Raw genomic sequence first — 13,077 nt, forward strand, 5'->3', positions numbered from 1 at the left:
CAAGTCTCGACCGGTATTGCTTGACTGTAGGGTCTCTGCACTACCTGGAGTGGTAGCATATTTGTAGATCTTTATCACATAAGGAGCTACTCCCTTAGTTCTATCAATCGCATCTGTTATCGGTAAGTAAGCCGTTCCATCATATACACCTATCACTCCCGTAGACTCTCCTGTACAAGCTACCATGCTGGCAGAAAGACCAGGATTTGTAAGGAAGGCTGGAGTTTCAGCTTTTACTTCCTTGCTTACTATATGTTCACAGCCGTTGGCATCTACCACCTTGAAGTGGTATTCTCCCGCTGTCTTAATCGTTACCAAATAAGTAACTGTAGCTCCCGGTGTAACATTGGTAAGTACATTGCCGCCGTCCGTATCTGTCGTTGGGTTATAACCCGATGGATCTGTAGCTACGCCACCTCGCTTCCAAGTGAAGGTATATCCTCCTGATATTTGGGCACCTCCCTTGGCCTCAATGGTGATCTGCTCTTGTGGGGTGGTACATCCAAAGGCATCATCTGAGCTAAGACCTACTTCCATCACCTGTGGTATCACTACCACTTGGGTAAATTCACAGCCTAAGGCGTCTTTTACTTTTATGGTATAGCTTGCTGGGTTCAGACCATCAAAGCGGTATTCGGTTGGGTTGCCTGGGTCACTTACCCAAGTGGTTCCGCCATCCTTGCTAAATTCATAGCCTCCATTACCATTGTTCACCTGTACCATCACCTCACCTGTCCTACCTGACTGTAAGCACAAGGTTGGGGTCAAGGTTACATCTATATCTATCTTTGCAGGTATAAACTTCTGCTCTATATTCGAGAGACACTCATTCGCATCCTTAATTCTAAACTGATAGTGTACTCCATCGGTAAGGTTCGCCACTGTAGCTGTCGTTCCTGTCCATGTCACATCCGCCGTAGGTACATCCACAAAGTCTGCATCAGCAGGGCCTTTCTTCTGTACTGTATATGGATGTGTTCCACTATGTGTGCGTCCGTAAGCTACACGGATGATCGCTCTGGCTGTCATGTAAGGTGCTATACAGCCCTTAGGAGAGATCTTCACCTCTTCTATGGTCAAGGCAGGAACATCATTGATACGTGCCTCTACCCCACCTGCAGTAATCTCACACAAGGTACCATCTGGGTTTACCATACGTACTTTCAAGGTATGAGCTGGATCCGAAGGCGCTGTCACTGGAGCTGGTATCTTCAGCTCATCTGTACCTACCAAAGTAGTACTTCTATACGCTCCTCCGTTAAGCTGGTACTCAAAGGTAGCCCCAGCCTTGATGTTTCTGAGTTTTACCAATAGGGTACCCTCTCCACCATGGCACTTAGGAGGTTCTACCTGAGTGATGGTTGCTCCAAAGCCTTTGCTTGGCTCTACCTGTACCGAGATAGGCTCTCCCGACTGGCAGTTCTTAGTAGGCTGGATCACTTCTATCTCATCCAGACCCACCGCAGCATTGTTCACGCCCGCTTCTATAATCAAGCGGTAACTGGGTGTGCTGGTTGAAGCCTTCCAAATCCTCAAAGGTCACTTCACCACTCTGCCATGTACCTCCCTGCGCTGCTGCTGGAAGGGTACGTACAAAGGCTGTCGTACCTGCCCCCCCTGGATTGGTCACCTGTAGGGTCACTCTCAGTGGTACACTCGCCGCCGTATTGGCATCATTGCCCAAGTTCACATACTTGAACTTCACTGTTGCCTTAGCACGTGGTACCACATTCTGTATATCCTTCACATACAAGCGGTTATCGCTTGGTGCTGTGTGTATCGCATAGTATCTGCCTGTACCTGCCAAAGAGCGGTAGGTAGTTGGAGTGGCTGGTAACTGCTTGGTTACCACATGCACTCCCGCAGAGAGTATGCCTGTTGTCTTAGCAGAACCTACCCCTGTAGGAGCCCCGTCGCTCTCGTCAAGGTCTTCCATGTCGGCAAAGGTCTCATTGTAGAGCTGGTTCACCGACTCGGTAGCGGGTTCTGTATAGTATACTCGAACTAAATATGGCGTAGCTCTGCCTGCCAAACCTGTATAGCGCATCGCATTGCCTAAGTTTGGCGCTTGACGTACGCCGCCGTCCAAGCTATATTCATAGGTATAAGTAGCTCCCCCTGGAGCAGTTGGCGTTACTGTAAAGGTTCCGTTGCCACCACAGTCATAATCCACTGTAGAAGCTGCCAAAGTAGGTTTGGTCAAGTCTTTCTTGGCCATTACCTCGAACTCGGCAATACAGCCATTGCTATCCTTTACAAATACTTTAACCTTAGGATTGGCCTGGCTACCTCCGTCCACCAATAAAGTCCTATCTGGGCTGTAGGAGCCTGTACCTGAGGTAGACATAAACTGATAGCTGCCAGAACCTCCCTTCACCCAGTTCACCTTGAGCAAGAACTTGCCATTGTTGCCATCGCAGTTGTTCGCACTCACTACCCCTATAGAGGCTTCTATAGGTGCTGGAGATTCTATACGTATATCTCGGACAATCTCACAACGACGTCCACCTCCTCCACTATTGAAGAGGTAGCTAAGGGTCACTCTATACTTACCTGCTGAAAGGTTGTTGAACTGTCCTGCAAGGTTGTTCTGTGCTGGGAAGCTCGTGTCCATAGTGCCGTCGGTCTTGTATTTCTCCAACTTCACACTTGGACTTGGTACATTGCTCTCCAAGAACTTAGCCGAGATGCTTCCTCCATGTTGAGTCGCACACGTAAGGTCTACCTTGGTAACCTCTACCGCATAGCGAGAGGCTTGGCTTACCTGTACCTCATTGGTCAAGGCATATCTATCATCATTATCTCGTACCAAGAAGATATATTTACCTTCTCTTGGAACTTCTATCCAAGAGGAGAATACATCTGGTACCGTACCTACTGCATTGGTAGGGGTGATTGCACTTGAGAAGTCACCATCAGGAAGCTGCTCAAATACCTTGCCCGCATACTCTGTCTTGGCCAACTGACCATCTATCTTATATATAAGGTATCGGTAGTTACGTACCCCACCGTATACCGTGAAGTTATATTTAGCTTTGTTACACTCTGTAGTAGACCACTCTCCAGTATATTCTACCTCTGCCTTCATGGTCTCCAAGCGGTTGATCGTTACTGTCTGTTCGAAGGTACATCCATTGAGCGCACCTCCCTTAGCCTTGATCACTATTCTAAAGGTATCCTGACTCCTATTGTTCGGTACTTCCAGACCTGTTACGTCCACCTTGTGCATATTGGCGCCTGAAGCAGGGCCATTTCCTGTGAAGGTTCTACCATCAGAGCGGGTAGCTACGTACTCATACTGTACTCCATGGGTACCCATCTCGAAGTTCGCTGCCCCTAAGCTCAAGGCTGTATGTGGGGTAGGGGTTCCTATTAAGGTTCCTGAGAGTTGGGTGGTGAAGACCTCAAAGTAGAACTCTCTGGTACAACTACCATTGCCCACCTGTAAGCGGTACTTACCTGGGGTAGTACCTCCTATGGTAAAGCTCCTATCGGTAGATACTGTAGACCAGCATGCCGCACTGGTATTATAACAGTTTGGCTGGTTGGCATTGCTACAGCCTGAGCCCTCTTTCTGCCATTTTACTCCTGACTGGTGGTAGGCTACCTGCAATACCTTGCTGCCTGTACCTCCACAGAAGTAGAAGTGGCTTTGCCATTTGGTGTTATCCGTAGCACATACCCCGCCTACATTGCCCGCTAAGGCTCTGATAGGATCTACCGTGGTATCACTCTTGTCCACCAAGCGGATCACTTCTGTAGTCTTCGCCTCAATACCACTACAAGTGGCTATCTTCTCTACTGTATAGTAGCCTGCCGCACTTACCGCTTGGCTACTAGTGGTACTTGCCAATGGAGTCAAACTACCTGGCTGTCCACTATACCACTTATATGAGGTATAGCCTGTACCCAAAGCTGTAAGCGTGAAGCTACCACCGCAGTAGAGTTCCTCGCGTGGACAGGTGGCACGACTGTCAATCTCTGCCGCAATGCCGTCCCCTTGGATGGTATTCTCTGCCACACATCCTGCTCCTCCTACACTATAGATAAGTTTAGGTTGTGCTGTAAGTATTGCCTGACATGCATTCACATACGCATCACAACCCTGATCCTGCTTGATCTTGATCGGAATATATGCTGAGCGTTCCGCATTCTGTGCCAATACACCTCCGGTGATATTTGCCAAGATCAGTACTCTCGGGTTGCCTGTGTCATAGCTTACATTCACCGCACCGCCCAACTGTGAGGTAACTATCGCAGGGTCATTCGCTGCAGGTAGCTCATAGTTGGTGTTCGTGTTATCCGGTAGGGTAATCCTCAAGGCGCCTGTACTGATAGAAGTAGCTGTAGTGTTCTTGAGCGTTACCTTATAATATACTGTACTTCCTTTGGCTACCGAAGTGAGGGCTGTAGTGCCGCCCACATTGGCCACAAAAGAACTGGTGATCTGAATATTTACGTTCGGAGCCGTTACCGTTACCTTAAAGCTCTTAGTAGCTGCTGTGCCCCCTGCTATCTTGCCCTCTACCTTATAGGTTACTGTAGATTCGCCCACAGGAAAACCATTCCAGCTGGTGGCTGGCGTATTACCATTGGCATCCGGCGTAGGGGTATATTTACTTCCGTCTGGCTTGGTTACCTCCCAAGTGAGCTTGTAGCCACACCCCGCCGTGTCATTGATCGTAGGGGATGTCCAGCTTACATCCGCTGCACACTGGTTCACTGGCAGTACTCCTGTCTTATCCGATAAGCCTGTGATATCCGATGCCGCAAAGTTGCTGCGGATCAGGTTCACCTGCTTCTTGGCGGTATCCTTAGATACTGGAGTACATCCAAAACCTGATTTCATCTTATAGGTAACCCAGTACTCTGCATCCACCGTAGGATTCAAGGTGATCGAAGGACGCGTCTTGTCCGCTACTCCTGAAAGAGCAGTAGCTGGAGTTGACTTCCACTCCAACTCATACAAACTCGCTGGTAAGTCCACACTCAATGTCAATGGAGTACCCGCACATGCCGTAGCCGATGAGGTACGTACCTGTGGATTCTGCAAAGAACCAAACTCAGGGACAGGTACCAAACGATCCAAACAACCTGATTCAAACTTCACTTCATAACTATCACTGCCAGAAAGCCTTGGAATATTACTGAAAGTTGCATAAGCATCTTCCAAGTTTGCAGGACGGGTAGCTACCCTTACAGGAGCTACCTGAGTACCATCCGAATAGGTAGCTATCGCCTTTGTCCCTCCTGATACCTTATATAAAGTATAGGTAATAGGATACTGTGGCTCAGATCCCGCAGGCAACTCAACCCTTACCATCCCTGAACTCGCATTCGATGGATCACACATGCCAATCACTGAAATAGGAACTACATCCGTTATTTCTTTTACTGTGAAGGTCTTATAGATAAAAGTATCAGCAAGCTTTCCTTTACCTTTCTGTTGCTCAGGCCTATAACCATAGGTATACCCATTTTCCTCTGGCTTATATACAGCGGTGCGATAATGTGAGCTAGCTGTTATGATTCCTAATATATAATTTCCTGTAGGCAAGTTGGGAACTTCTGCTTTTACCTCAATTTTGGTAGGATCCGATGGACTAGGAATCCCTGCCACTGGTACTATTCTCATATAAGTTCCCGTATTAGCCCGCTTATAGATAGGTTCTGTTCCTCCTGGATCTCTAAAAATATGTAGATATCCTAACCGAGAAGTATTTTCTCCTGATAACGATCTATAGATGAGTTTCCCCTTTCCTGTTTGTCCGTTTTTGCTACATTCGGTCTCTACCTTCAAGGGGTCTATATCATAGTAAGTGGGGGTATCAGCTTCCTCTACTTTGAGAGGAAGATCACGACTGGCACAATTATTCTTAATGTTCACCATATACTCTCCCGGTGGCACATCCATAATCAATATATATCCAGAGGCTGTATCCTCTGCCTTGTAAGTTCTCTCTATGGGGAATTTTATCTTATAGGTGCCTGCCAAGTTCCATGGCCCTGTAGCGGTATAGGTTTTGATACCTTGGAAACCATCTTTGCGACGGATAGAAACCTTTAGGGGGTTGGCATCAGTTACTACTCCCCCCACATTCGTTATCTGTACTCTTTTCCCTCTGTGCTCCCACTGTAAGATTCCTTCTCCATTATAGTAAGCATGTATACCTATATTATCAATCAGATCGGGCTTAGTTAGGGTCAGTTCTGGGGAGACATAGTGCTTGCAATCGTTAGGTGCCGAAGCATTAAGTGGTGTAGAGGCATTGGCATATTCTACCTGATATTTGTCGGTTACTGTAGAAACAGGCACATACATCCTATGGCGATTGACATCATGTTCGTCATAGAACTTGTACATCACATTGGTTACAGAGGTAGCTGTTTGCCAAATATTGGACGTTTTTACACGGGCTTTCATTCCCGTGAAATTACAAAAATCGGTATAGGAAGGCGATCCTCCATGTTGGAAAGTAGTGGTAAGCACTACCTCTCTATCACAATCGCCCCCACCTGTTTTCTTGCGTACTCCTATCTCGGAGTAAGGCTTATAAGGGGTTGTAACAACGGTGTGTTTGAGCACTATACGAGTGGCCAAGGAACAGTCTTCATAGGTAATGGTGATGACATCCCCCCCTTTTACCTTATGGGCGGACTTATGTACCATCGCATCATAAAGATTGTTGAACCTAAACTCATTATTACCATATATAATTCCATTATTGGTACCTGTCTGTGGCAAGGCATCGGTATTGGTGAATTGTTCTGGGAAGCCTGGAAGCATCACTCCACCACGCTTTACTTCTACCTTGAGGTTATAAGTATAGAACTTATCACGGGTTACCTGATTGGGTATCACACTATTTCTGTTAGGAAACTTAGGTACCACAGCGAATTCGTATTCTCCACAATCGGAACAAGTATGAGCCAAGTGAAGGCGTATGGATTCTGCAGAGAAACGCAAAGGATTCATCTGAACTCTTTCAGCTACACAGTTGGTTCCTACATCTTTTACCTTAATAATATATTCCTTACCTACTTCCAAGCTTTTCCCTGCATCAGGTTCTATTTCTTTTTGTGTAGTTCCTGTAGCACCTCCTTTAGTAAAAGAATGATCTGGATTGGATGCCGATACGATTAATTGGTTATCCTCCTTCTTACGAACTTCTACTTCAAAAGGTCCTGTTCCATAAGTATTGTTAATCTCAACAGTGATCATTCCTCGAGAGCCTCTTACAACACCCTTTTGCTTACAACTCTCTAAAGTGACCCCTCTAAGGAAAGATTGTGTTGTAGGCAAGGTAGTAATATCCCTTACATTTCTAGGTTCAGTAACGGCACAAGTTCCTCCTCCTATCTGGTCAGTTACTTCTATATTATATTTGGTATTAGGACTAAGACCAGAAATATTTACAGTAGTCTCATTTCCTGTCTTGTTCGTAGGAGCAGATACAGAAGTAGGTGTTGAGGATCCTTGCTTGTAGAAAGCAACTACAAAAGGTCCAGAGCCATTCTTAATCTTGAGTGCCACTTTCCCATCAGTTGCACATTCTCCTGTAGCAGCTACCTGAGTAGCCTTAGTCATATCTACAGAAAAGCGCTTATAGGTACTTACAATGGTAACCGACAAAACCGTAGGATGGGTATCCGTACCATCCTTCTTTTCTACCTTTACCTTATAAGTACCCGAGGAACGATTGGTAAACTCAGCTTTCCCTGCTGCAGAAAAGTTCTGTCGTGCCTGCACCGCACCAGTGTTGTCGTACAAGACCGCCCAATATCGGCTAATACAATTGGTATCGGCAGAAGCCAAGGCAACCTTGACAGTACCCCCACAAGCGGTGTTCTCCGCTGTGGCTGTATAATTCACACGACACTGCTGAGCTTTCCCTACTATAGGGATAAGAAATAAAAGTATGTATAATAGTGATCTCATAATATAGTTATCGGATTTGGCTACTATCATCTTCTTATAATTGTTAATTATTAATATCAATTGTTAATTAGAGAAGAAATCTACACTTCTTTTTAGCTATAAAATAGTCTTTTACCACATGGATACTTTTCTCCCATGAAACATATTTTCTGGGCAAATTTATGAAATATTATTAATATCACAAGTATTTTTTTTGTGTTTTTTTTTCACAAAACAAAATTTAACATTCTGCTTGTGAAAAATAAAAAGGAGATGAATTATATTCATCTCCTTACTTATTGTTATACTGATTGTTAAACTGACCTTAAGCTTCTCCTGAACCAGAGAAGTGTGTCTGTGAAGCAAAGACTTCCCCATCGGAAAGTGCCTCTTTGTCTTGCTCATACTGATAGAGGTTGGTGCTGAGGTTCTGCATGAGTTGTTTGGCTTGTGAAGGGGTCATAATCACTCTACTCTGTACTCGTGCCTTGGGCATCCCTGGCATAATAGAGACAAAATCCAAGACAAATTCTGTTTCTGAATGATTGACTACCACCAAGTTCGAATAGATACCTGTAGCCACCTTATCATCAATCTCTATATTGATTTCTTTTTTTATGAGCTTTTCCATGAGATTATAGGTTGATATTTTGCTTAGCTAAATCCTTGCGAGCGCCTACTATGATATTCTCATAACGTTTCATACCAGTACCAGCAGGGATACGGTGACCTACAATAACATTTTCTTTAAGTCCGTCGAGGCTATCTACCTTACCTTGTACGGCAGCCTCATTGAGCACTTTAGTCGTTTCCTGGAAGGAAGCCGCTGAGATAAAGGACTTAGTCTGTAGGGAGGCACGTGTAATCCCTTGCAATACAGGAATTGCAGTAGCAGGGATAACATCACGAGCGGCAACAAGGTTCTTATCCTGACGCTTAAGGAGAGAGTTCTCATCACGAAGCTGACGCATGGTGACGATCTGTCCTGCTTTGAGATTTTCAGAATCTCCAGCATCTATGACAACCTTCTTACCAAAAAGCTTATCATTTTCTTCGATGAAGTCATCCTTGTGAACCATTTGTTCTTCGAGGAAGAGTGTATCCCCTGGATCTTGTATTTCTACCTTACGCATCATCTGGCGTACTACCACTTCAAAGTGTTTGTCATTGATCTTCACCCCTTGGAGTCGGTATACCTCTTGTACCTCGTTAACCAAATACTGCTGTACTGCTGAAGGTCCTTTGATACGTAGGATATCCTCTGGAGTTACCGAACCATCGGAAAGAGGCATCCCTGCACGTACATAGTCATTCTCCTGTACTAATACCTGAGAAGAGAGTTTTACCAAGTAAGTACGCTTTTCTCCTGTTTTGGATTCTATGAAGATCTCACGGTTACCACGTTTTACTTTACCAAAGGAAACAACCCCATCGATCTCGGCTACAATAGCTGGATTTGAAGGATTACGTGCTTCGAAGAGCTCTGTTACACGTGGAAGACCTCCTGTGATATCCCCAGACTTGGCGGACTTACGAGGGATCTTTACTAAGATCTTACCTTCTTTAATCTTTTCCTTGTCATCCACCATGATGTGAGCTCCTAACGGTAAGGTGTACGAACGTAAGATATTTCCGCTCTTATCCTGTATATGTAGGGTAGGAATAAGTCGTTTGTTACGAGATTCAGAGATCACTTTCTCTTGGAATCCTGTTTGTTCATCTATCTCAACTTGGAAAGTAACCCCTTGTTCTATATTTTCATAGACAATCTGTCCGGAGAACTCGGAGATAATCACCGCATTATAAGGATCCCATTGGTTGATCACCTCTCCTTTTTGTATAGTATCTCCATTTTTCTTAAAGATAAAGGAACCATAAGGAATGTTGGAGGTACTTAGTACCATACGGGTATGAGGTTCTAAGATCTTCACCTCGGATGTACGAGAGATCACCACCTCTACTGGATTTCCGTCATAATCTTCTCCCTTAACTGTCTTAAGGTCATCTATTTCAAGGATACCATCGAAGTGCGCAATGATTTTGTTTTCCTCGGAGATATTACCTGCAGTTCCCCCCATGTGGAAGGTACGCAAGGTAAGCTGAGTACCTGGTTCCCCGATAGACTGAGCAGCTACTACTCCTACAGCCTCTCCTATCTGTACCATCTTACCGGTGGATAGGTTTCGTCCGTAACACTTAGCACAAATACCATGCTTAGCTTCACAGGTAAGTGCAGAACGTACTTCTATAGATTCGATAGGAGCCTGATTGATCTTATCCACGGCATCTTCACGAATTTCTTCTCCTGCAAGAACAATAATTTCTTCATTAAGTGGATTGACAATATCATTGAGAGCTACACGACCTAATACACGTTCGCCCAAAGTCTCGATAACCTCTTCATTTTTCTTAAGGGCATGTACCTCAATACCACGGAGAGTTCCACAATCATCGGTATTGATAATCACATCCTGAGATACATCCACCAACCTACGAGTGAGGTATCCCGCATCGGCTGTTTTAAGCGCTGTATCGGCAAGTCCCTTACGCGCTCCGTGGGTAGAGATAAAGTACTCCAAGATAGAAAGACCTTCCTTAAAGTTCGAAAGGATCGGGTTCTCAATGATCTCGCCCCCACCAGCGGTAGATTTCTTAGGCTTAGCCATCAGACCACGCATACCGGTAAGCTGACGAATCTGTTCCTTGGAACCACGTGCCCCAGAGTCAAGCATCATATATACAGAGTTGAACCCTTGTCTGTCCTCACTGATACGCTTCATCGCTAAGTCTGTAAGGCGGGCATTGGTAGAAGTCCATACATCGATCACCTGGTTATAACGTTCGTTATTGGTGATAAGCCCCATGTTATAGTTACCAATGATTCCCTGTACTTGTTCATTGGCATCGGCAATCATCGCTTGTTTTTCCTGAGGGATAATGATATCACCTAAGGAGAAAGAAAGTCCTCCTTGGAAAGCAAACTTATACCCCATAGACTTGATATCATCCAAGAATTCTGCAGTGCGAGGAATGCTTGTTTTCTTAAGTACGTGACCGATAATGTCTCGTAGAGATTTTTTGGTCAATACCGTATTGATATATCCAGCCTCTATAGGAACTACCTCATTGAAGAGGACACGCCCTACAGTGGTTTCTATAAGCTTAGTTACAATATTTCCATTTTCATCTAAGTCCTTAGTACGCACCTTGATAGAGGCATTGAGATGTACCTTACGCTCGTTATAAGCGATATTCACCTCCTCAGGAGAGTAGAACACAGAGCCTTCACCAGCGATAGGTTCTTCTGGGGTACTCTTGCGCATCTTAGTAATATAGTACAGACCCAAGACCATGTCCTGAGAAGGTACAGTAATAGGTGCTCCATTGGCAGGATTCAATATATTGTTGGAAGCCAACATCAGCATTTGAGCTTCGAGAATAGCCTCAGGCCCCAGTGGCAAGTGTACGGCCATCTGGTCACCATCGAAGTCCGCGTTGAAAGCGGTACATACCAATGGGTGAAGACGAATTGCTTTTCCTTCAATAAGCTTTGGCTGGAAAGCTTGAATCCCCAAGCGGTGCAAGGTAGGAGCACGGTTCAGTAGTACAGGGTGTCCCTTGATCACATTCTCCAAGATATCCCATACTACAGGCTCTTTTTTATCAATAATACGCTTAGCTGATTTCACAGTCTTGACGATACCACGCTCTATGAGCTTACGTATCACAAAAGGCTTGTAGAGCTCGGCAGCCATATTCTTAGGCAAACCACATTCGTAAAGTTTCATTTCAGGCCCTACAACAATTACCGAACGAGCAGAATAGTCCACACGCTTACCGAGCAAGTTCTGACGGAAGCGTCCTTGTTTCCCTTTGAGAGAGTCCGAAAGGGATTTCAGCGGGCGATTAGCATCAGTCTTCACAGCAGAAGATTTACGTGTATTATCGAAAAGTGAATCTACAGATTCCTGCAACATACGCTTTTCGTTGCGCAAGATCACATCTGGTGCTTTAATTTCGATCAATCGCTTAAGACGATTGTTACGTATAATCACTCGTCGGTATAAGTCATTAAGGTCAGAAGTTGCAAAACGACCTCCATCCAAAGGCACCAAAGGACGCAATTCAGGTGGAATTACAGGAATCACCTTCATAATCATCCATTCAGGCTTATTCTCACGATTTTTCTGAGAATCACGGAAGGCCTCTACCACTTGCAATCTCTTGAGCGCCTCAGTCTTGCGCTGTTTAGAAGTCTCCGTATTAGCCTTGTGACGAAGGTCATAAGAGAGTGCATCAAGATCTAAGTCATGAAGCAAATCGAAGAGAGCTTCAGCCCCCATCTTTGCTATGAACTTATTAGGATCTGTATCTTCCAAATATTGATTTTCTATTGGAAGAGACTCCATAATATCCAAATATTCTTCCTCGGTAAGGAAATCCATCTTTTCAATAGGATCTCCATCAATCGTTTTAGCTATCCCTGGCTGGATTACGATATAGCGTTCGTAATAGATAATCATATCCAACTTCTTGGAAGGCAGCCCAAGGAGATAACCAATTTTATTAGGAAGTGAACGGAAATACCAAATATGCGCTATAGGCACTACCAGATTGATATGCCCCACACGCTCTCTACGTACTTTTTTCTCAGTTACTTCCACTCCACAACGATCACACACGATGCCTTTATAGCGGATACGCTTATACTTACCACAAGCACACTCATAGTCCTTCACTGGGCCGAAGATGCGCTCACAGAAGAGACCATCTCGCTCAGGCTTGTGGGTGCGGTAGTTGATGGTTTCAGGCTTAGCCACCTCTCCACGAGAAACGGCTAAGATACTCTCAGGTGAAGCCAATCCGATAGAGATTTTGTCAAATCTCAAAGTTGCATTTTTCTCTTTTACTCTTGCCATAGCACTTTTTAATAACAAAATTTGTCCCATTTGGAAAAATACACGAAAAGAGGAGGCTACACAACCTCTTGATTATGTTGCCTTCTCTATCTTTGTTTTTCTATATAAATAAATGAAAAACAAGTACTTATATGTATCAAAAAAGTCAAAATAACTTCTCTTGAATACTTTCCCAAATTGGGAGCAAAGATACAAAAAAAATTTTACAATCCAATATTTTCTTTAATTATTTTTAGCCAT

At 44.6% G+C, this 13,077-nt stretch carries 4 protein-coding genes; all 4 read right to left on the reverse strand.

Annotated features, from left to right (window positions below):
- Positions 1-1,494, reverse strand: a 1,494-nt coding sequence (locus CAPGI0001_RS13365) for a hypothetical protein (protein ID WP_040360030.1), incomplete at its 3' end; no start/stop codon positions are given.
- Positions 1,448-7,939, reverse strand: a complete 6,492-nt coding sequence (locus CAPGI0001_RS07915; protein ID WP_155813460.1) for a hypothetical protein — start codon at positions 7,937-7,939, stop codon at positions 1,448-1,450. The genes CAPGI0001_RS13365 and CAPGI0001_RS07915, both read right to left, overlap by 47 nt.
- A gap of 304 nt (positions 7,940-8,243) precedes the next feature.
- Positions 8,244-8,549, reverse strand: coding sequence for a DUF3467 domain-containing protein (locus CAPGI0001_RS07920; RefSeq protein WP_002668674.1), 306 nt, complete (start codon positions 8,547-8,549; stop codon positions 8,244-8,246).
- A gap of 4 nt (positions 8,550-8,553) precedes the next feature.
- Positions 8,554-12,837 (reverse strand): DNA-directed RNA polymerase subunit beta', encoded by a 4,284-nt coding sequence (gene rpoC, locus CAPGI0001_RS07925; RefSeq protein ID WP_002668742.1) that lies wholly within the window; start codon positions 12,835-12,837, stop codon positions 8,554-8,556.
- Positions 12,838-13,077: the final 240 nt, after the last annotated feature.

Source organism: Capnocytophaga gingivalis ATCC 33624, from assembly GCF_000174755.1.
In the GTDB taxonomy this organism is placed as follows: domain Bacteria; phylum Bacteroidota; class Bacteroidia; order Flavobacteriales; family Flavobacteriaceae; genus Capnocytophaga; species Capnocytophaga gingivalis.